Raw genomic sequence first — 23016 nt, forward strand, 5'->3', positions numbered from 1 at the left:
TAGGTCGAAAGAAAAAATCAGTATATTATCTTGATAAATCGCCCTTTTCTATAGAAAAGGGCCACCATCAATCTATAATATATTTGTATTGTAAGAAATTGAGCTACAACTTTTTGGGGGTACCATAGTCCCTCATTGGGCTCCCCCTTGCACCCCCTCCCCGTTACACCCCCAGGCGGCCCCTAAAGCGGGGAGCATGATTAGAAGCTTGCCTTCAGCAAGCCACTCTTTGTAGCCGGAACTCATTGTATTAACCATCCCTATTCTTAGTGATTTTGACATTCCAATGCCTAAAAATCTCAATCTAGCCCAAATGTTTCTTTTATATGCACTCTATATCTCAGTAGTCACAGAAATTTAATTTTCACTAGTGCGTCAGGAGATTTTCTTAACGGCATCTCCATTTACAAAATCTTCCGACCTTGGGATATGGGTCTTTGTTTTTAGAGAATTATAGAAACGAACAGATTCTAAGACTCGTTTTACTCTGCATAAGTCCTTCCATAGCTCAGCTTTGCTTCGCTAGGATAGGGCTTTAGCTTCGCAAACATTGCGATTGATGGGTCTAGAGAAGAGAGCTTTAAGATATACTTAATTAAAATCGTCAATTATTTTAAATCGAGGAAGCGTTAAAAAATTTTGTTGAGCGAAGCGAATCTAAATTTTTAGCTGACGAGATTTGAAATAATAGATTTTGTTCCAGGATGAGTAGCAGTCATGTATATAAAGTTTGCGTATCAAACATCCTTTTTCCCCGCGAGGGGTCGCACGGAGGGTGTAACGTAAAGGGGGTGTAATGGGGACATAAACGCCCCTTGATTTGGGGCGTTTATGACGGAAACATAGTGCGGGAGCACGAAGGAGTTTGCGTAGCAAACGGGTTTCCGTCCGATAAGGGAACGTGCGAAACGTTCCCTAGGGATTCCCCCTTGAGACGAAGATTCAATAGTAAATGGATATAATTTATTAAAATATTAAATTACGAAGAATTAAAGTAAATAATAACCATTCATTAAAAAAAATACTTTTATCTTGGATAAAAAAAAGAGGATTTTTAAGGGGAAGCCCCTTAAAATCCCTTTTTTATGTTTTCAAATTCAATATTTTCTTGCTCACCAGTCTTCATGTTTCTAACTGTGATGGTTTTGTTTTCTCTTTCTTCTCCACCTATTATATAGGCATATTTTACTCCTATTTTATCAGCATAGGAGAATTTCTTTTTTAGTTTGCCGCCTTCTAGGTAGATATCTGCGTTTTTTCCCTTATCGTGAAGGATATTTAGGATATCTATAGCGTAGAAGTTTTCTTCTTCAGACATTGGTATGATTAAAATTTCCGTTAGGTTTTCTTCTTTCTTATCTACTAGACCTATTTCTTTTAGTTGATAAAATAGCCTGGTTAAGCCTATGGACATGCCTACTCCTGGTAGGGCTTGTTTGGTGAAGTTGTCTGCTAATTTTTCATAGCGGCCACCGGATGATACTGATCCGATTTTTTCATAACCATTTATAAAGGTCTCATAGACTGTACCTGTGTAATAATCTAAGCCCCTTGTGATTGACGGATCAAGCTTGATATTTTTATCTGGTATGCCTAGTTTTATCATGTATTTATAGACAGTTCCTAGCTCTTTTAGTCCTTCTTCATAAAGGTCATTTTCTACAAGACCAGCAAACTTCTCTAGGGTTTCTTGGTTAGAATTTGCAGCTTCTATAAAAGAAGCTATTTTTTCTGCACTTTTTTCATCAAGTAGTTTAACTAGGTCTTCTTTCATATTTTCAAGACCCATCTTATCTTTCTTATCTATCAGCCTTAAAACTTCTGTTGTATCATCAATTCCTAAAGATTCAAAAAATCCATTCAATAACTTCCTATTATTAATCCTAAAGCTAACATCAGGTGTATCTAATTTTTGGAAAATTTCATAGATTACCCTTGGTGGGATAGCGTCATTTTCTATGGCAAGCTTGTTATGGCCAATTATATCTATATCGCATTGGTAAAATTCTCTATAGCGGCCCTTTTGGTTACGCTCTCCCCTATAAACCTTGCCTATGTGGTAACGCTTGAATGGGAAATTCAAGTCCGAAAAGTGCTCTGCCACATATCTAGCAAGGGGAACTGTAAGGTCAAACCTAAGACTCATATCACGTGTATCTGAGGCTATTTCATAGATTTGCTTTTCAGTTTCTCCTCCACCTTTGGCAAATAAAATTTCATTTTTTTCTATGACAGGTGTATCTATTGGTAGAAATTGATATTTTTTGTAAGTTTCTTCGATAATATTTTTCATCTTGTCAAAAACTAACTGGTCTTCTGGCAAAAGCTCCATAACACCAGCTATGGTAGATGGTCTAACTATATTCATAAATCCCTCTCTTTGTCTTGTTACTACAATACATTATACGATTAATAAGATTTTCTGCTATAGGCAAATTAATGACCCATAGTCTATCAAATCAAGCTTTGGATAGATGATCTTTATATTTTGATTTTCACAAATAGATTCTAGTTTAGAAAAAGCCTTATGCTTACTAATATCTCCTGTAAAAATCAAATTATCTCTTACAAGGTCACAGCATCCTCCCAAAAATCCTTGGTCAAATCCATCTAAGGCAATTTCATCCTGTTCTACCAGGTCAATCTTTATTTTATCCTTTAAGGCCTTATAAATCCCAAAATCAGCTGTGATTAGAGAATTCTTTAGAGGAATGATTGAACATCTACTATAGCCTTGCTTTACTTTTAGATGCTTTATCTTATTATCTTCGAAATATTTCTGAATGTGGCCTTCCGTAAAATCATTGTGAATATAAAAATCTTTAAATCTAACAACATTATAAATGGCATCATAAGGAAATTTTTCTGATGGATCCTCTCCTTTGATTATCTCATAGCCCTTAAGCTTATCCTTATAATAATCATAAACCGCTTCTGCTGCTACGATTTTATTATCATCTAGCTTAAATAAGGATAGGTCTGGATGGTCATCTATCCTTGAATCCAATTTAGGATTTGGACTAGTCAAAATAAATTCTATCTCATTTTCTTTTAAAAATCTCTTAAATTCTTCGCTTGCCTTATAGGAAATAATTAACATAATAATCCTTTCAATAAAAAAATCCCCATTGCTGGGGATGATTTGGAGGCGCCACCCAGATTTGAACTGGGGGTAAAGGTGTTGCAGACCTCTGCCTTACCACTTGGCTATGGCGCCATAATAAAAAATGGAGCGGATGACGAGATTCGAACTCGCGACCCTCGCCTTGGCAAGGCGATGCTCTACCACTGAGCCACATCCGCATACAAATATTATAACATAAATTTTTAATTTGTAAAGAATTTTTTAAAAAAAATCTTTATTTTTCAACTAATCGCTTCTAATCTTCAGCGACTACTCTTATATTATAAGATAATTTTTGTTCCTTGTCAAGTAATAATAAAAATTTTTTTGCTGCAAGTTTCCAAGAGAAAAGACTAGGAGAATTCCTATTTTAGTCTCCTAGCCTTTTCGCTTAATTTTTTTAATTCTTTTAACTCAAGCCTTGTCAAGAAATACCCGATAATTAATGTTAGAAAATCAGAAATTGTTATGGTTGACCAGATGTATTCTTTTGGCATGAAGTTAGTTATTATAAAGCTAACAGCCAAAACTAGGGCGTATCCCCTTAAGATTGTAATAATAAATTCAAATCTTGGCTTAGCTACAGCTGTGAGATAGCCACCATTTGTTATATTAAATCCTAGGATTAAGAAAGATATAGAAAATATCCTAAGAGCCTTGCTTGCAAAGGCCATAAATTCGCTTGTTACATCTGTCAAAAATACATTTACAAAAAATTCCGGCCAAATTTCGATTGCTAAAACCATAATAAGTGACAAACTCGCCACAGATATTAATATATATTTCCTAAGTACAGGTATTTTTTCAAATTCCCTTGCCCCATAGTAGTATCCGATAAGTGGTTGGCTTGATTGGTTTATGGCAAGCATGGTATTTACTACAAAAATCATAACATAGGCAATTACAGAAAAGGCTGCAAGACCTTCTTCCCCATAGAGCCTTCCTACAGCTAGATTTAATACTAGGGTGCAAAAACCTGACGAGAGCTCTGACAAAGATGCTGGAAAACCATAAGAAAAAATCTCCTTGACCATGAAGGCCTTTAATTTAAACTTTTTAAATTTAAGATATGACTTAGGTGATAAAAAGTAAATCAAATAGCCAATAGTAGGGATAGTTTGGGCAAGACCTGTCGCTACAGCAGCTCCCATAAGTCCCCAATGAAATTTAAAAATAAATATATAATCAAGGCTGATATTGGTTAAGGCTGACATAAGCATAAGAATCGTGGTAATTGATGGTCTGCCATCAGCCTTTACCATTATCTCAAAGACATAGGAAGTCAGATAAAAGGGCAAGAAATAAATGATAATTGATAGATATTCCTTGACCATATAAACCATATGACCGCTTGCTCCTAGGGCCCTTACCAGTGGATTTATAAAAATAAGACCTACTAGAGATAAGGAAATGGCAAATATTACAGAAATTGCCATACCAAGGCTAAAAAATTCATCAGCCCCCTTTTTATTGTTCCTGCCCTTTTCATGGGCGATCAGATTTAAAGATCCGATTGATATCAATATTGCAAAGGCAAAGGCCAAGGTCACAAAGGGCATGGCAATATTTACAGCTGCCAAACCCTCGCTTCCAACACCCCTACCAACAAAAATACCATCCACCATAGTGTAGGTTGAAAACAAGGTCATGGTCGTGATGGTCGGGATTAAATATTTTAAATAACTCTTTAATAACGATTTTTCTTTCATTTATACTCCTTAAGATACATATAATATAACTCTAAGCCCCTCTTTGGTCAAGAAAACACTTAAAATAAAGATTCAAATAAAAAATCGACTCGAAAGAGCCGAAATTTTATGAGATTAACTTGTAGTATTCCCTGCTGCTGAATTTGTAATAAATGAGATACAAAAAAGCAAATATTACAAAACCTATTATAAAGGAAGTAATTTTTATAGATTCATTGACAGATCCTAGCATGACAAATATTTTTGAAATCATCCTAAAGGCAAAAGCTACATGGACGCCTGCTACTATTAGCGGTAGGAAGAAAAATACCAGAACTTGCTTATCTATAGTTTTTTTAATTTTCCCTTCGCCAATGCCAAGTTTTCTTAGGCTTTGATATTTATTCTTGTCAGCAAAGCCCTCTTGGATTTGCTTGTAGTAAATTATCAGGCCAGTTGCAACCATAAAAATCAATCCCAAAAATATACCTACAAAAAATATTGCCCCGTAGAGTTTGTAGCCTTCCAAGACAAAATCATCATGAAAGCCTATGCCAAATTCATTTTGGACATCCTTAGTTTTTTTCTTAAAAATCGCCATATCCTCATCGCTTAGGTCAAAATTATAGGCATGAACTATTTTATTTTCATCTATGCTTAAATTTTGGTCCAAATTTTTGACTATCAGATAATAAAAATCAAACATATAGGACACTATCGAAGTATTTCCAGAATTTTTATATGGGAAATCTTTAATATCTGACTTTTTCCTTAATTTTTGGCCATTTATATCAAGTTCTGAAAAATTAGCCAACTTAGGAGCTTTATAGAGTAAAAACTCTCCATCTTTTAAAGAAGATGCTTCTGGTATTGATTCGTCTAAGACTTCTACCAGTATTCCCATAGCCTTATCATCCATTGCATTTGGGTTTGTAAAGGCATAGCCTTCTCTCCTGGCCTTAAAGGTATCTCCATCTTTTTCAAAGGTAAGAGGCATATTTTTGTAATCTTGAATATTTCTTGCCTCTAGATTATTGTCTTTGATAATTTTTTTAACCTGGTCAATAGAATACTCATTAGAAGAAGCGAGGCCCACAGCTCTTGGATACTGTCTAGAACCCACATCCTCAACACTCCTATAAAGGGCTATGGATGAGGATAATAAAATAATAGCAGCTGTGGACATGATTGTAATTGATCCAAGGCCCTTGGCATTTGACCTTAATCTAAAAATAAGGCTTGAAACTGAGATAAATCTTTCAGTCTTGTAATAAGATTTGGAAGCCTTCATAATTTTTAATATCACTATTGAAAGTGACGAGAAAAGGAAAAATGTACCTATCATTACCAGGAGGACAGCTAAGAAAAAGTAGGTAAGAGCCCTTAAAGGATTGTTCATGGTTTGGGCTATATAATATCCCGAACCAAGCAAAACTATTGCGACAATTGCACTTAGGACCATACCCCTTGGCCTTTTGAAGGTCTTTTCTTCCTTAAATAAGTCTAGGATTGATTTTCTTTTTATTTTTATAATCCTGGTCAATAAAATTAGTAGGGAGATCCCTGCAAAAACCAAAAAACTAATTATATAGGCATCTTTTGCAAAACTTAGGTAGAAATTTCCTTCCATTAGCATAAGCTTCAAAAAAATTGTTTCTAGCAATTTATATATGACTGTAGCAGATATTATACCAATTAAATATCCCAAAGCTGATATTATCAAGGATTCTAAGGCTAAGATTTTTGAAAGATGTTTTTTATCAAGGCCTAAAATCGCATATAGGGAGATTTCCTTAAGTCTTTTATTTAATAAAAATCCATCTGAATAATATAAAAATATCAGAGAAAAAATCCCCATTACATAAATAGCAATTTTCAATATATAATAAATGCTAGACATGGCGTAAAAATCTTTTAAAGTATCTGCATTCATTAAAAGCAAAATCGAAGTCATTGAAAACACCATAAAGGCATAAATCAAAATATATGGAAGATAGACTTCTCTATTTTTTCTAATCCCATCTAGGGCAAGGCGCTTAGTGAGTTTCATTTTTACCCGCCCTTAAAAAATTTAGTGAATCTGAAATCCTCTTATAAAACTGATCTCTGCTGTCATCTGCCTTATAAATTTCATTAAAAATCTTCCCATCCCTTATAAAAAGGACTCTTTTTGCAAAGGATGCCGCTATATTTGAGTGGGTCACCATGAGAATTGTATTTCCCTCAGCATTTATTTTTTCAAAATATTTGAGCAAGTCTTCGCTAGAAGATGAATCTAATTGACCTGTAGGCTCATCTGCTAGGATTATCTTAGGATTGATAATTAAGGCCCTCGCCACAGCTACCCTTTGCTTTTGTCCACCGGATATTTCTGCTGGATACTTATTTAAAAGGTCAGCAATTCCTAGTTTGTTTACAATAGGCATAAGCTTATGATCAAAATCATCTGGATTTTCTTCCCTTAACACAAGGGGCAAGAGGATATTTTCCCTAACATCAAAATTATCTAGAAGATTAAAATCTTGAAAGATATAGCCAAAATTATCCCTCCTAAAATCTGACTTTTCCTTATCAGATAAGGATAGAATTTCCTTATCATCAAGGAAAATTTGTCCGCTAGTTTCCTTATCAATAAGGGAAATGATATTTAAAAGTGTGGTCTTGCCTGATCCAGACTCGCCCATGATGGCTAGGAAGTCCCCATCTTCGACTTTCAAATTCACATCCTTTAGGGCAGTCACAGCGTTTGCTGAATTTTCCTTATAAATTTTTCTTAAGTTTTTTATTTCTAACATATTTTCACCTCTCATAATATAATTATAAAGGCTAGATAAAAATAAGTCCCTTTGTTTATCTTACAAAGAGACCTTTTATCTTACAATTTTGTAAGCTTATCAAATTTTATGGCAATTTTTGTATAAGAGCCCTCCTTGGAATCTATACTTATGGAGAGGTTTAAATCCTCGCCAATTGATTTTACTAGATAAAGGCCGAGGCCAGTTGACGAACCAAAGGCCCTGCCATTTTCTCCCGTATAACCCATTTCAAAGATCCTTGCCAAGTCACTCTTCTTGATGCCAATCCCATTATCCTCTATAATTAAGCTTAAAGCTTCAAAATATATTTTAATCTTACCAGCATCCTTGGAGTATTTGAGGGAATTATTTATAAGCTGGCTTATGATAAAGCTAAGCCACTTGCCATCTGTAATGGTCTTGTAGGATAAATCTCCCAAGTCAAGGCTAATATTTTTGCTGATAAAGTCATAGGACTTATCCCTTATAATATTTTTAACCAAGGGTTCGATTAGGACTTCCTTAAAGATATAGTCATTTGTCTTTGAAGAAAATCTCACAAAGCCCAAAAGTATATCAATATAGGCTTCCATCCTCTTATTATTTTTAATAAGCAGGTCAATATCAGGATTTTCCTCAGCTAGGATTAACCTATTTTCAGCAAGTGGTGTTTTTATTTCATGAAACCAAAGGGAGTAGAAATTTTTAGTTGCTTCTTCCATATCCTTATAATCGATTAAGAGGTCCTTGTATTTTTCATCTAGAAAGCTGTACTCATCTGCTATTATCTGAGCCTTGTGATTCAAATTTTTAGACCTTATAATTTTTTCAAAATTATTTTCCTTTTCTCTTTGACTATCATATAAAAGAAAAAGCAAAAGGATGAAAATATTTATGATTAAGCCATAGATGATTGCAAATCTTTCTAGGTCAAAGGCTAAAAAAATTAGGCTGTAGATGAAAGTTATAATTGCAAAAAATATCAAAAGCCTTTTATTTTCTCTGATTACACACTTAAAATTAAACATAATAACCCTTACCAACCTTGGTTTTTATAAAATCTTTGACCCCCAGGCTTTCTAAAGATTTTCTAAGCCTTGAGATATTTACCGTTAGGGTGTTGTCATCTATAAATATATCTGTCGACCAAAGGGCTGTCATTAGCTTATCCCTAGATATTACCTTGCCATCATTTACCATGAGGGTCTCAAGGATTTTAAATTCATTTTTGGATAGGTCGATAGACTTGCCTTCAAAGCTTGCCTGCATAGATTTTAAATCTAAGATAAGGCCACCTTTTTCAAGCTTATCAGAGCCTTGCTTATAATCATAGGTCCTTCTTAAGAGAGCCTTGACCTTGGCTGTCAAAAGTTCTACTTCAAAGGGTTTGGTCACAAAATCATCTGCCCCCATCTCCATTGCCATGATTTTATTCATGGTATCTTCCTTTGAGGATAAGAAAATTATTGGGACATTGGATATGTCTCTGATTTTCCTAGTCCAATGGTAGCCATCAAAATATGGCAAGCCTATGTCCATAACTACAAGGGAAGGATTCTCTTCCTTAAAAAGGTCAAAGACCCTTTCAAAATTTTCTACTAAAACCACCTCATAGCCCCATTTCTCAAAGTCTTTTTTTAAAGAGCTTGCTATTATCTGGCTGTCATCTACTATTAATATCTTAAACATAGGCCCTCCTTTATTTTATTATAACACAAAACCTCCCAATCTGAGATTGAGAGGTCAATTTTTAATCAAGTTCTAGCCTACCTGTGTATAATTGCCAGTAGGTTCCCTTTTCTTTTATTAACTTGTCGTGGTTGCCACGTTCTATTATCCTACCTGAATCCATTACCATGATTACATCAGAGTTTTGGATGGTGGATAGCCTGTGGGCTATGACTATGGAGGTTGATCCTGCCATTAGATTATCCATGGCTTCTGTTACATCCCTTTCTGTGGATGTATCAATTGATGAGGTCGCCTCATCTAAAATTAGCATTGGTGGTTCTGCAAGGGCTGCCCTTGAGATTGAAATTAATTGGTTTTGACCATCTGAAAGTGATGAACCGTCGCCATTTATCTCTGTCTGGTACCTATCAGGAAGTCTCTTGATGAAGGAATCAGCTCCTGATAGCTTGGCTGATGATTTTATGTCGCTTTCGCTTGCATCTAGCCTTCCATATCTGATATTTTTCTCAATTGTATCTGTAAAGAGATTTACATCTTGAAGAACCATTCCAAAGGCACGCCTTAAGTGGTCTTTTTTGATATCTCTAGTATCTATCCCATCTACTTCTATAGAGCCATTGTCTATTTCATAAAATCTAGTGATGACATTGGTTATGGTTGTCTTACCAGCACCGGTTGAGCCTACAAAGGCAATTTTTTCACCTGGATCTGCGTAGAAGGAGATCTCCTTTAAGATTTGGTTTTTACCGTCATAGGAGAAGTCTACATTTTTAAATTCTAGCCTACCTTCAAGCATCTTGTAGTGTTTTCTTTCTCCATCATCCCACATCCAAGCATAGCGGCCAGTTAGCTTGTCAGATTCTTCTATTGTGCCATCTGCCTTTTGATAGGCATTGACTAGCTCTATAAAGCCAGTGTCTTTTTCTATTGGCATGTCAATTATTTCAAAAATTCTATCAGCCCCTGCCATGGCTTGGAAGACCATGTTGGCCTGTTGGCTGACATTTACTATTGGGTTTTGGATTTGTCTGATATTTGATAAAAATGCTGCAAGAACACCTACTGTGAGATCTCCCTGGATAGTGAAATATACACCCAGAACAGTAATTGCCGCATAGAGGATATTTACCATATTTATCAAAAATGGCATCATCCTACCTGCATAGGTATTGGCCCTGGCAAAGGCTGACCTTACATTTTCACTTTTGTCATGAAAATCATCAAAGGCCTTCTCTTCCCTAGAAAATACCTTTACTACCTTTTGACCAGATAGGGTTTCTTCTGAAAAACCGTGTAAAGTAGACACATTCGCCTGGCCCTCGCCGAAGCTTTTGGCTGATTTAATAACTATCTTTGATAGGATTGGTATCATTACCAAAAGGCCTAAAAATAGGGTAAAAGTCAATCCAAAGCTTAGCTTAAACATGACAAGTATTGTACCTGTAAACATGATTGTAGCCCTAACTATGGTTGGAACTGTATTTGCTAGTGCCTGGCTTAGAACATCTGTATCGTTGGTAAATCTTGACATAATCTCGCCGTGTTGGTTTGAGTCAAAGAAATTTATTGGCATTTTTTGAATTTTTTCAAATAATTCTTCCCTTATATTTCTTATTGACCTTTCCCCTATCCTTACCATAAGTCGTGAATAGATAAAGGATGTAGCTGCTGATACAAAATAAATTGCACCCATTTGTAGGCAGGCTATCTTTAGCCCATCTAAATCTGCCTTTAAGATGTAAGAGTCAATGATAGGCTTAAGCATATTTACTCCCCAAATTTGAGTAAGGGCTGATACTATTACACAAACTACTATCAAAAACATCTGCCACTTGTATTCAAAAAGGTAGGATAAAAGTCTAGCTATTGATGAAAATGAAATATTTCTTCTATATGATTTGCCATTCATCTTGTGACTATTATTCATTAGCTCCACCTCCTTGTTGTTGGATATCATAGGTGTCCCTATAGGTCTTGTTATTTGCGTAAAGCTCTTCGTGGCTGCCTATAGCTTCAATCTTTCCTTCATTCATCACTATAATCCTATCAACATATTTAAATGAAGATACCCTTTGAGATATGATAAGCTTTGTAAGGTTCTTATTAAACTTGTTGATACCATCGATGATTGCTGACTCTGTCTTGGTATCTACTGCTGATGTAGAGTTATCAAGGATTAGAATCTTAGGATTTTTAAGAAGGGCTCTGGCAATGGTTAGCCTTTGTCTTTGGCCACCAGATACACCAACTCCGCCTTGACCAAGTACTGAATCATAGCCATCGTGACGTTCCTTTACAAAGCTATCAGCCTGAGCAATCTTGCTTGCCTCAATAATCTCTCCTAGATTTGCCGACTCATCTCCCCATCTTAAGTTATCTGCAATAGTTCCTGAAAATAGGGTATTTTTTTGAAGGACGATTGCTACATCATCTCTTAGAGTCTTTAGGTCATAATCTTTAACATCATGGCCACCTACCTTAAGCGATCCGCAAGAAATGTCATAAAGTCTTGGAATAAGCTGAACTAGGGTTGATTTTGAGGAACCAGTTGATCCCAAAATTCCTACAGACTCACCACTTTTTATGTGAAGATTTACATCTTCTAATTGGTATTGGTCTGAATCTTTTTCATATTTAAAGCATACATCTGTAAAGTCAATTGACCCATCTTCTAGTTTTAGGCCTTCGATTTTTTGACTATTATCCATTGAAGGCTTCCTGTCAATAACTTCTACAACCCTAGTAATGCCAGGAGAAGCTCCCATGAAGGTAGTAAGAACCATGGACATGCCTATAAAGGCGCCTAGAAGCATTGTCGCATACATATTAAAGGAAACCAAGTCGCCTACCCCAAGTCTTCCTTCTATAATCTCAATTCCTCCAAAGTAGGTAATGGCTACGAAGGTTGCAAATAAGATTACATTGGCAATTGGAAATAGATATGACATTGGTCCTTGAGATCCATCTGCGTATTCAAACATCTTTTCATTTTGGACCATGAACTTGTCAATTTCGTATCTTTTCCTCACAAAGGCCTTGATAACCCTAGAGTTGTTAAGATTTTCCTCTATGACTAGGTTTAATTTATCATATTGGAATCTAGCCTTCCTAAACTTAGGTATAGCAAAGCTTGCAAGAGCCATGAGCATGGCAAATAAAATTGGCACAGCTACCAAAAATATCAAAGATAATTTAAGCGATGCATTTAGGGCCAAAACAAAAGAAACTACCGCCATTGCCACAGTCTTAATGACAAATCTTGTCGACATAAACATGGACATGGCTATTTGCTGGACATCTGATGATAGTCTTGTAAGTAGGGATGGGACCCCAAAATAATCTATATCCTCAAAAGAAAATCTTTGAATATTTTCAAATTGAGCCAGACGGGCATTGTGACCCATGCCTGATGATGAAATTCCGGCGTTTTTTGTAGCCTTCATCCCAAAAAACATTGTCAAAAGAGCAGCTATGACCATCAAGATTCCATACTTAATAGCCATTCCCAAGTCCTTGCCCTGAACGGCATTATTAAGGGTAAGAGCCATAAGGTATGGAATAAGTAGCTCAAGTATAGTCTCTAAAATTGTAAAAATCCTAGAAAGATTTCGATTTTTCTTGTACTCTCCCAGGTATTTCTTGATATAAGAAAAGGACCTGTTAAATTCTTTTATAGATTCCATTAATCCTCCTTTTTTAAATCTTCCTTGATTGTGCTAATCAAAAGCTTAAGAGCATCTTTTATCTCTCTAACCTTCTCATCGCCCAATCTCTGTTTCATTCTAACATTTGATTCATTGATCGGTTTTAATCTTTCATCTCTATTTTTCTTGCCCTTTTCAGTAAGCCTTAGGATTCTGATTCTCTTGTCAACTTCATCCGGGATTAGGTCTATTAGACCGTCCTCCCTTAGATTTTTGATGATATTGTTGACTGTTTGCTTGGGAGCACTCAGCCTTTCAGATATATCCTTTTGGGTAGGATTTTCCATAAAGCCTATGTGGATTAGGACGATAGTCTCTAGGTCATTTAGTCCATAGACCTTTGCCCTCTCCTTATTTAGGCCATTGGCACATCTTAGCAAAGAAAAAATAGAGAATATGGGTTCTTTTTCAAAATTCATACTCCCTCTTTCTCTAAAGTAAATAAACAATTTTAATTTATCTATATTTATTATAGTACTATTTGGGACTAAGTCAAGAAGATAATTCGAAAATTAAATTTTTTTATGTATAATATTTTAGAGGTGTAAAATGATAGATTATTTAAAAGACCAGGGCATAAATGATAACTTAATTGCCCAATTAGAAAAATATAGAAAAGAAAATGGCCTTGATGATTCTGATAGGGTCATTAAGCCAGAATATAAATATTATGGAAAAGAAGTCTTAGAAGAGGCAATTGCTGCCCTTCTTGCAGGCAAAAATATCCTCCTTACAGGAGCTAAGGCTACAGGAAAAAATGTCCTTGCGGCCAACCTTGCCTATTTATTTAAAAGGCCAGCCTATGATATTTCCTTCCACGTCAATACAGACTTTGCTTCCCTTATCGGGGCTGATACCTTTAAGGATGGTGAGGTCAAATTTAGGAAGGGTCCTATCTTTGAGGCAGCCCTAAATGGTGGTTTTGCAATATTAGATGAGATTAATATGGCTAAAAACGAGGCCATTTCAGTCCTCCACGCAAGTCTTGACCACAGGAGGATTATCGAAATTTCTGGTTTTGATAAAATAAAGCTTGATCCAAATACCAGATTTATAGGGACAATGAACTACGGCTATGTAGGCACTCGTGAATTAAATGAAGCCCTTGCTTCTAGGTTTATGATTATAAATGTGCCAAACATCAGCGAGTCTAACCTTGATAAGCTCCTGACAGATAATTTTCCAAAATTAAAGGAAAAATACCGCAAGGCCTTTATTGACGTCTTTATATCTTTACAAACAAAGAGCGAAAATAACGAGATATCAACCAAGCCAGTCGACCTAAGAGGCCTAATCGGAGCAATCGAGATAATGAGAGTGGGACTCAATCCTTATAAGGCGATTATGATGGGTCTTGTAAATAAGTCCTTTGATGCCTTTGAAAGGGAGATAGTCCTTGATGCTATAAAAACAAAAATACCTGAATCAATAGATGAGAGTGTCTTTGATGAATGAAAATTATGAAAAAATAAGAGAGTACAACATAATATGGGACTTTGCGGATGATTACAAATTCATCCCCAAAAGGTCCTATCCAATGGATCAAGTCTATAAAAATATGACAACAGGCTTTATCATAAAGACCTTTGATTTTGATATGCTTGATTCTTTCTTTGCTTATTTAAGAGATGAAAATCCCTTCTATGAGGAATTTTCCTATATAACAAATCTCTTGCTTGAGGATATGGCCTTTAGAAGTCTTAAAGATTCTAATTTAGTAATAGAAAAGTTCAGAAAAACCTACGCAAGTAAAATCCTACGCAAATACCGCTACCATGAGGCAGATGACCTAAAAGAACAAATTGAAAAGGCCTACTATGGCAAGGTCCTAGGCAAGCCAATCACAGAAGGATCCCTTTTTAGAAATATTTACAATGAGATTTTTAAAATCTATACACTAGATACGACAAACCTTATTGATAAATTAAATAAGGTCTTTAAGACATATTTTGCCTTTGAAAGATCAGAAGAAAACCAGGCCCTCCTTAATGAAATGATCAAGGATAAGGAGCCTAAGGATTTTAAATCTTCTAAAAAGGATGAAGAAAAGGCAGATTTTTCTGATGAATTTATCAAGGATCAATTTAACATAGGTTCTGCAGAATTTACAGGCAATATCTACCTGGAAGATAAGAAAAAGGACAATGACAGGCACCTTATCCTCTTAAATGCTGATAAGGAAGGCTACCACACAAGTGATGAATTTATAGAAGACTTCTACGGCAAAAGCATCTACCCAGAAGCTAAGGTCAGAGCCCTAGAAGAAAAAGTAGCCAAGGGAGTCCATGCTGGCAAGAGCCTTTATTTTACAAAAGGAATCTACAAGGATAGCCCAAATGCCAGGTTTTATAAGAAAAATAGGGATGAAGTTTACGAAAAAAACAAGGCATATATAGAAAAAAACCTAGCAATTAACAACCGTTCGATTAAGGAACTTGCCCAGACTATAAAAAATTCTATAGCTAATTATGAAGATTTTTCAGAAATTTCTAAATCCTACGGCATGGTTGATTCTACCAAGGCCTGGAGGGCATCCGTCCTAAAGGATTTTAATATCTTTGACAATATGGAAAATGACGATGTATCTAGTTTTAAGGTGGACTTGCTGCTAGATTCATCGGCCAGTCAAAATAAAAGACAAGAGATAATAGCCAACCAAGCCTACATCATAGAAAATGCCATGGATGAGGTAGGAATTCCAATTAGGGTCATGTCTTATTCGACCCTAAGAGATCACACAGTCTTTAATATTTTTAGGGACTATAATGAAAAACACAAAAACAATGAGATTTATAAATACTTTGCCTCAGGATCAAATAGGGATGGCCTAGCCTTTAAGCTTTTAAATGAGCTAATAGATAAGACTAAGGACAATGAAAAGCACATCCTAATAATCCTTTCAGATGGCAAACCAAACGATGAAAAGGCAAATATAAATACAGTTAAGCTCCTTCAAAAAAACCAATATGTGGGAGAACTTGCCGTAAATGACACAGCCAAGGAGATTAGAAATATCAAAAACGATGAAGTATCAGTCCTTGGAGTCTTTACCGGCGAAGATGAAGATTTAGAAAATGCCAAGCTAATCTATGGGGCAGATTTTTGCAAGATAAGTAGCCTAGAAAACTTCTCTAAGGTCGTATCAATCTTTATAAAAAATACAATAATGAAAATGTAAAAAGAGCTAGGGCCTAGCTTTCCAAGAGTTAATCTCAGGAAAGCTAAGGCTTTAGCTCTTTTTTAATATCTTTGTTTTCTTTTTTTCTTTGCTACTCTTTTTTCTTTTTCCCTTCTTCCAAATATCTTATGATAAATTTGGTTGACAAGTTCCATAACTTCTGGAATCCTAGCAAGTAATATAAGCAAAACATAAACAAATCCTGCCACAATAATTGCCCCAAAGAGAGCTATTATATGGCTTATTTTGCCTGCAAGTCCTGAATAGGTAAGCATGGCAAGAGATGCCATTATGCATGTAGCAAGAATAATCTTACCTAAAGATATGGCAGCCTGTCTAAAGTTAAAGGCCCCAAAATTATCCCTAAACTTATAAAGCATAAAGGCTGATCCTATGGCAGTTGATAAAACTGTGGCATAGGCAAGTCCAACTAAATCAAAAAACTTAATTAGTATAAAGTTTAGGATAATATTTAAAACCTGTTGGGTAACTACAATTATAACCGGTGTCTTGCTATCGCCTACCGCATAAAATCCCCTATCTACCACATCTGACAATGATTGGAAAATTATATAAGGTGAGTAGGCTGTAAGCAAACTTGCAACTATGGCTGTATCATCGCTTGTAAAGGCATTTCTTTCAAAAACAAGCTCTATTATTGGTCTAGATAAAACCATCATGCCTATTGTGGCAGGTATTACTAGACTCATAGTAGTGACAACTGCAGATGATATTTCCCCCTTCATCTGCTCAAACTCACCAGCTTGGCCAAGGCTTGCAATCTTTGGAAAAATAGCTGTGGTTACAGAAACTGTAATTACACCTGTGATTAGGGTAAGCATGGTCTTTGAGTAAAATAGCTTTGATATGGCAGCCTTGCCAAAAAAGGCTGAAGCCATTGAGTTATCTGCAATTATAGAAAGCTCGCCTGCCGCAGATGATATTATAATCGGAATTGATATGAGCATTAAGCTTCTTACATATTTATTATGAATATCAAATGTTCTCTTATGCTCATAACCTGCATCTTTCGCAGCCTTTGGAAATAGGATATACTGGAGAACATTTCCTAAAAGTGCCCCGATTATTAAAAGGTAAGGATTGCCAGTAATACCGGTTAGGATGGTGAAAATTATTATAATCACATTCATCAATATACCGGTTATGGCTGGGTCAAAGAAATTACCCTTTAGATTTAGATATCCCCTAAAGACTGCTGAATAAAGGTAAGCAAAGACTGCAAACATCATTATCCTGGTGTAATTTGTGGCAAGATCTAGCCACTCTCCCTCTAGGGATGGGCTTAAAATTTTTGAAAATGATCTTGCAAAAATTATACCAAGGACTACTGCAACAAGGCCAAATCTCATCAAAATATTGAAAATATTTGATGTAAATTCCTCAGCGGCCGCTTCGCCCTCCTCATTTTTTGCCTTGTTATATATTGGTATGAAACCTGAAATAATACCGACTGCCACAAAGTTTGCTGCAACTACTGGCAGGGTATTGGCTGTTGTGTAAATGCTTTTTAGATCACTTGCCCCGATAAAGGATGCCATTACAGCCTCTCTGGCAAAGCCAAAGACTTTGGAGACTATGGTTATGATCATAAGCATGAGTGTTGTTTGTCCCATAAGAACCTCTCTTTATATCATATGTGTTATTATATCATTTAAGCTTATAAAGGACAAATATATGCTAAGATTTCCTCATTGACTCTATTTTTATTTTTTCATCTGCAATTGATAAGCTAGATAGGTTATGGCTTACCAGAAGGATGGTCTTATTCTTACTAGCCTTTTTGATTGACTTAAGTATTGTCGCCTCGTTTAAGATATCAAGATTAGATGTCGGTTCGTCAAAGAGCATAAGGTCTGCATCATGGAGAAAGGCCCTGGCTATGCCAATTCTTTGCCTTTCTCCAGCTGAAAAGCTATCTCCAAGCTCTCCTGCCAAAGTGTCATAGCCATCAGGGAGAGATTCTATAAATTCATGGATTGAGGCTTTTTTAGCAGCTTGTATAATCTCTTCATCACTTGCCCCAATTTTTCCAATTCTTATATTATCTTTTAGGCTGATATTGAATATATAAGTATCTTGACCCAAGAGAGCTTGCATTTGCCTTAAGTTTTTGCTTGGGATATTTTGTATATTTTCTTCATTTATTTCTATCTTTCCAGAATCAACATCCCAAAATCTCATCAATAACCTAAGTAGAGTTGACTTACCTGAGCCGCTTTTACCATATATAGCCAAGATTTTATTTTTAGGTATATCCAAAGATAAGCCTTCTATAATTTTTTCATCCTTGTAAGCAAAGGAAATATCAGAAATACTTGCGCTTTCAAATTTTTCCATGTCTAAATATCCTTCGACTTCTTTTACAAGGGGCTCTTCTTCTAAGAGGTCTAAAATCCTATCACCACTAGCAAGGGTGTGGGATAAGATATTGCCTAGATTTGATAGGGCTACAAAAGGTCCAAAGCTTGAAAACATAGCAAGGACTGGAATTACAACTCCCTTTATGTCTATGATTTTATTTTGAAATAGGTAGACTGATAAAATTAACATCAAAAAGCTAAAAACTAAGATCAAAGCCCCTATCATAGCTTCTGATTTTGATTTTAATATATCGAGTTTGTTGGCAGTTTTTCTTAGAGACCTGGATTTATTTCTTAAAGTCTTTAGCTTAGAATCCCTAAGGTCAAATTGCTTTACTTCGTCTATATTTCTGATTGTTTCAAGAACAAAGGAATTTAAGTCTCCATTTTTATTTCTTAGGTCAAGCCCTAGTTCAGAATTTTTTCTACTTATAAAATATGGACAAAGGACGCCAAGACTTAGGTAGGCCATTAAGGCAAGGAGGGCTTGGTAGATTGAAAAGCTCCCTATAAATATTTCCATACATATCATATACAAAATCGCTATGGCTATTGGGGAAATGGTGTGGGCATAGAATACCTCCAAAAGCTCTATATCTGATGTAATTAGGCTTATAAGATTGCCCCTATCCTTGCCTGATAATTTTGCAGGAGCCAGGCTTCTCATTTTCTTAAAAACTAAGTGCCTTATCTTTGCCAAAATTTTAAAGGCCAGGTAATGGTTGGCGTATTGCTCTATATAGTGGAAAATCCCCCTTAAGATTGCTATGGCAAACATTAGCTTGATAAAGAAAATATTCCTACCATCATTATTTATATTAGCTAAAAGACCGTAGCCTGCAAAAATCGTGACAAAACTTGCACACAAATGACCAAGCGTTCCAATAAAGGCTGCTATAAACATATATATTTTTAGGTCCCCTACAAGGCCAATCATATTTTTCATGACCACAAGACCACTTCTTCTATTTTTCATTTCCTACCCCCATAGCATAAGAGCAAAGCTCTTCTTGCTTATCAAAGATATTCTTATAAGGCTCACAAGACCTATAAAGACTTTCATGATCACCACTTGCCTTAATTTTTCCATCTTCGAGAAAATAAATTATATCGCTATCCACAAGATTTATAAGCTTGTGTGAGATGATAAGGACTGATTTTTCCTCGGCAAGCTTTCTTATCACTTTCATTATCTCTCTTTCATTTTCCCCATCTATATTGCTTGTTGCCTCATCAAAGATATATAACTTAGCCTTAAAAAGTAGAGCCCTAGCAAGGGCTAGTCTTTGTCTTTGACCACCTGATAGGTTTGAAGCTTCTTCTAAAATAGGAGTATCAAGACCTGAAAGGCTTTCAAAAAATTCATACAGGTTTACTTTTTTAAGAGCACCTATCATATCTTCATCACTTAAAGCAGAATTCGCTATAGATAAATTTTCCCTCACACTTCCCTTAAAAAGTCTTGCATTAAAGTCTATATTTACAATGTTTTTATTGAGATTTCCTGGAAAATAGGAAGTCTTTTCTATATCATTTAGTAGAATTTCCCCACTATAGCTAAGTTTTGAATCTTTTATTAGCCTAGCTATAGTAGATTTGCCAGAACCACTGACTCCAACTAAGCTTGTTAGCTGCTTTGGTCTTATATCAAGACTTATATTATCCAGAATTTTCCTCTGATCATCATAAGAAAAACTCACATTTTTAAAAGATATACCAAGCTTATCTTCCTTTATTATTTCTTTGCCAACTTCCTTGCTATCGCTATCTATGAGGGCCATCAGCTTATTAGAAGCTGCTATACCATTCATAGCTATATGGAAAAATGACCCTAACAACCTAAGAGGTAGGAAAAATTCTGCTGCTAGTAGGATTATAAAAGTAAGACCAAATATATTTATAGAATTTTTTGAAAATTCCAAGATAGCAATGCCAATGCCTGCAGCTGTCCCACCATAGGCTATTATATCCATTATGGATGTGGAATTAAGCTGCATGAGTAGGACTCTCATGGTAGCCTTCCTAAATTTTTCAGCAAAGTCATCCATCAAATTTTGCCTAGACTCATCTGCATCATAGATTTTTAATTCGGTAAGGCCTTCTAGGTTTTCTAGAAAAATATCGGCTAGGTTGGTATAAGATGTCCAGTAAGAACCTAATAATTTTTTGGCTATCTTTTGTACCAGAATTATTGATACGGGAATAAGTGGCAGGCACAAAATCATGCAAATAGCTGCATCTATGCTTATGTATCCTATAAATATAAAGATAATAAAAGCAGCTAGGAAGCTATAGTAAAGTTGAGGCAAGTAGGATGTAAAATATATTTCTAGCTGGTCTACTCCCTCTACAGATAATTGTAAAAGCGATGATGTTGATAGTTTATCCCTATAATTTATCCTATCATCCATCATTTTCTCAAAAATTATCTTTCTCATCTTCTCTTTGATGGCCTTAGTAGAAATAAAGGCTATGCGGCTTGCCATATATTGACTAAAAAGTTTTATAGATATGAGCAAAAATCCAAATAAAACTATTTGCCAAAGAGATATTTCTTCAAGACTGTTTCTTAAAAGACAAAAAAGAGTCTGGCTAAAGATTGAGACTATTCCGATTTGCATAAGCAAGGACAAGATTCTAAAAAATAAATTCCAATAGAGGTATTTTTTTGATCCTTGCAAGATTTTCATAAGTTTTTTATTGATCATATGCTTTCCTTTATATATTAAATTACAAGGTTCTTTAAATATCGAACATTGTTCATTTTTATTTTATCATATTTTTTAAAAGCCTGCAATTGATTTTCACTATCAGATTTTTTAACGAATTTTAAATCTTACCAATAAAAAAAGACAAGCAAAGTTAATGTCTTTGCCTGTCATTTTAAGTGTTTTTTAGTCTTCTATTTTTACTTGTAGTTTGCTATCATCTGGCCTATCTTCAGCTGGGATATTGGTATTGTCTGCTGGAGATTTGAAGATTGATTCTTTAGAGAAGGCTAAAACTGCCTTGCCGCTCTTTCTATCGTCAACTACTGTACCAGGACCGCCTACACAGCCTCCCATACAAGCCATTCCTTCGATTAGCTTACCATTCATCTTGCCAAGTTTAGCCATTCTTGCCAGTTTGACACAGTCAGCTAAACCTTCTGCATTTTCCATTTCTACTTTTACATCAGGATCTATTTCATGGATTCTCTTTTCAACTGCCTTAGCTACTCCACCGCTTACTGCGTAGTATCTACCTGTTTCTGAAGCATCCATGATTTCATCTTCTACTTCTATCTCAGCTGGCTCAATACCTTTAGCAAGGAGCATTCCTAGAAGCTCTTCGTAGGTTATTACAAAGTCTATTACCTCAGCTACTTCTGGTTCTAGGGCTTCAAGCTTTTTAGAAATACATGGTCCTATGAATACTACTTCACAGTTTGGATCACGTTTTTTCATTTGCTTACCTGAGTAGATCATTGGTGTTGATGATTCTGAAATCTTGTCGTTAATGTCTGGGAAGTTCTTCCTTACCATAAGTTTCCAAGAGAAGCAGCATGATGTACCCATAAATGGAATCTTGCCTGTTGGTACAGATTCTAAGAATTCGTGTGCTTCGTTCATGGTTGTAAGGTCAGCACCAAGTCCTACTTCTATCATATCATCAAAGCCTAGCATTTTAACAGCTTCTCTAATTTGTTTTGGGCTTACATTTGCTCCAAATTGGCCAACAAAGGAAGGAGCTACTATAGCATATACTTTTCTATCTGATTGGAGAGATTTTATTAATTGGTAAATTTCTCCCTTATCTGAGATGGCACCAAATGGGCAGGTTATGATACATCTACCACAAGCTACACACTTATCTTCATCTATTGATGCACGGCCTAGTTCGTCTGATTTGATTGCCTTAACACCACAAGATTCTGCACAAGGTCTCTTTTGGTGGTTGATTGCATTATATGGACAAGCATCCACGCACTTGCCGCATTTGATACACTTATCTTGGTCAATTACAGCACCCTTTGCTGAATAGCTGACTGCGTTTTTAGGGCAGACATTTACACATGGGTGGCCTATACAAGCGTGGCATTGGTCTGTAACTGTTACCTTATTTTCTGGACAAGCTTCGCAGGCGATTTTGATAACTTGTACTAAAGGTGGGTGGTAGATTCTTCTGTCGACATCCATTCCATCTAGGCCTGCTGTTATGGCTTCTGTCTTGTCAGCTGTTCTTGCATCAAGACCTATACACATCCTTAGTCTCTCGCCCATTACAGCTCTTTCTCTAAAGATATTTTCCCTGTAAGATGCTTCCTCACCTGGAAGTATGTTATAAACTTCTAGTCCAATATCTGTTAGTGGCCTATTTTCGTAGGCAATTTTTGCAACTGCCTCAAAAGCCATCCTTCTTATGTTTAATATATCTATGTACGATTCTTTCATTATTACCTCAACTACTTATTT

16 protein-coding genes and 2 tRNA genes are annotated in these 23016 nt (G+C 35.7%); 2 read left to right on the top strand and 16 right to left on the bottom strand.

Annotation, left to right across the window (positions count from 1 at the left end):
* Window positions 1-1069 precede the first annotated feature (1069 nt).
* From hisS to NH288_RS00060, 12 genes are all read right to left on the bottom strand, one after another.
* The gene (gene hisS, locus NH288_RS00005; protein ID WP_265212105.1) at window positions 1070-2368 is read right to left on the bottom strand and encodes a histidine--tRNA ligase; all 1299 of its coding nucleotides are present in this window, start codon (window positions 2366-2368) and stop codon (window positions 1070-1072) included.
* A 57-nt stretch (window positions 2369-2425) separates the two neighbouring features.
* The gene (locus tag NH288_RS00010; protein WP_265212107.1) at window positions 2426-3100 is read right to left on the bottom strand and encodes a DUF6873 family GME fold protein; all 675 of its coding nucleotides are present in this window, start codon (window positions 3098-3100) and stop codon (window positions 2426-2428) included.
* Between the two features lie 43 nt (window positions 3101-3143).
* Window positions 3144-3217, bottom strand: a tRNA-Cys gene (locus tag NH288_RS00015).
* Between the two features lie 11 nt (window positions 3218-3228).
* A tRNA-Gly gene (locus tag NH288_RS00020) sits at window positions 3229-3303 on the bottom strand.
* Window positions 3304-3489: 186 nt separating this feature from the next.
* Window positions 3490-4833 (bottom strand): MATE family efflux transporter, encoded by a 1344-nt coding sequence (locus NH288_RS00025; protein ID WP_265212108.1) that lies wholly within the window; start codon window positions 4831-4833, stop codon window positions 3490-3492.
* 106 nt (window positions 4834-4939) lie between these two features.
* A complete protein-coding gene (locus tag NH288_RS00030; protein WP_265212109.1) occupies window positions 4940-6862 on the bottom strand; it encodes an FtsX-like permease family protein in 1923 nt (640 codons plus the stop codon).
* Window positions 6849-7607, bottom strand: a complete 759-nt coding sequence (locus tag NH288_RS00035) for an ABC transporter ATP-binding protein (RefSeq protein ID WP_265212110.1) — start codon at window positions 7605-7607, stop codon at window positions 6849-6851. The genes NH288_RS00030 and NH288_RS00035 overlap by 14 nt, the downstream gene beginning before the upstream one ends.
* An 80-nt stretch (window positions 7608-7687) precedes the next feature.
* Window positions 7688-8635 (bottom strand): sensor histidine kinase, encoded by a 948-nt coding sequence (locus tag NH288_RS00040; RefSeq protein ID WP_265212112.1) that lies wholly within the window; start codon window positions 8633-8635, stop codon window positions 7688-7690.
* On the bottom strand, window positions 8628-9296 hold the full coding sequence (locus NH288_RS00045) for a response regulator transcription factor (RefSeq protein ID WP_265212114.1): 669 nt from the start codon (window positions 9294-9296) through the stop codon (window positions 8628-8630). The genes NH288_RS00040 and NH288_RS00045 overlap by 8 nt, the downstream gene beginning before the upstream one ends.
* Window positions 9297-9357: 61 nt before the next feature.
* Complete coding sequence (locus NH288_RS00050; protein WP_265212116.1) at window positions 9358-11226, bottom strand: ABC transporter ATP-binding protein; 1869 nt, start codon at window positions 11224-11226, stop codon at window positions 9358-9360.
* Complete coding sequence (locus tag NH288_RS00055; protein ID WP_265212117.1) at window positions 11219-12982, bottom strand: ABC transporter ATP-binding protein; 1764 nt, start codon at window positions 12980-12982, stop codon at window positions 11219-11221. The genes NH288_RS00050 and NH288_RS00055 overlap by 8 nt, the downstream gene beginning before the upstream one ends.
* Complete coding sequence (locus NH288_RS00060; RefSeq protein WP_265212118.1) at window positions 12982-13422, bottom strand: MarR family winged helix-turn-helix transcriptional regulator; 441 nt, start codon at window positions 13420-13422, stop codon at window positions 12982-12984. Before NH288_RS00060 ends, NH288_RS00055 begins: the two co-directional genes overlap by 1 nt.
* Before the next feature lie 130 nt (window positions 13423-13552).
* On the opposite strand from NH288_RS00060, the gene NH288_RS00065 reads away from it, so the two are divergent.
* Together NH288_RS00065 and NH288_RS00070 are read left to right on the top strand one after the other, a co-directional pair.
* Entirely contained in the window at window positions 13553-14458 is a 906-nt protein-coding gene (locus NH288_RS00065; protein WP_265212120.1) for an AAA family ATPase, read from the top strand.
* The gene (locus NH288_RS00070) at window positions 14451-16181 is read left to right on the top strand and encodes a hypothetical protein (RefSeq protein ID WP_265212122.1); all 1731 of its coding nucleotides are present in this window, start codon (window positions 14451-14453) and stop codon (window positions 16179-16181) included. Before NH288_RS00065 ends, NH288_RS00070 begins: the two co-directional genes overlap by 8 nt.
* A 62-nt stretch (window positions 16182-16243) precedes the next feature.
* On the opposite strand, the gene murJ is transcribed toward NH288_RS00070, so the two are convergent.
* The 4 genes from murJ to NH288_RS00090 form a co-directional block, all read right to left on the bottom strand.
* Entirely contained in the window at window positions 16244-17815 is a 1572-nt protein-coding gene (murJ, locus tag NH288_RS00075) for a murein biosynthesis integral membrane protein MurJ (RefSeq protein ID WP_265212124.1), read from the bottom strand.
* A 64-nt stretch (window positions 17816-17879) separates the two neighbouring features.
* Window positions 17880-19538: an amino acid ABC transporter ATP-binding/permease protein gene (locus NH288_RS00080; RefSeq protein WP_265212126.1), complete on the bottom strand. Its 1659-nt coding sequence runs from the start codon at window positions 19536-19538 to the stop codon at window positions 17880-17882.
* The gene (locus NH288_RS00085) at window positions 19528-21270 is read right to left on the bottom strand and encodes an ABC transporter ATP-binding protein/permease (RefSeq protein WP_265212128.1); all 1743 of its coding nucleotides are present in this window, start codon (window positions 21268-21270) and stop codon (window positions 19528-19530) included. The genes NH288_RS00080 and NH288_RS00085 overlap by 11 nt, the downstream gene beginning before the upstream one ends.
* 186 nt (window positions 21271-21456) lie before the next feature.
* Complete coding sequence (locus NH288_RS00090) at window positions 21457-22995, bottom strand: 4Fe-4S dicluster domain-containing protein (protein WP_265212130.1); 1539 nt, start codon at window positions 22993-22995, stop codon at window positions 21457-21459.
* Window positions 22996-23016 lie beyond the last annotated feature (21 nt).

Source organism: Anaerococcus sp. NML200537 (genome assembly GCF_026131715.1).
Taxonomy (GTDB): domain Bacteria; phylum Bacillota; class Clostridia; order Tissierellales; family Peptoniphilaceae; genus Anaerococcus; species Anaerococcus kampingae.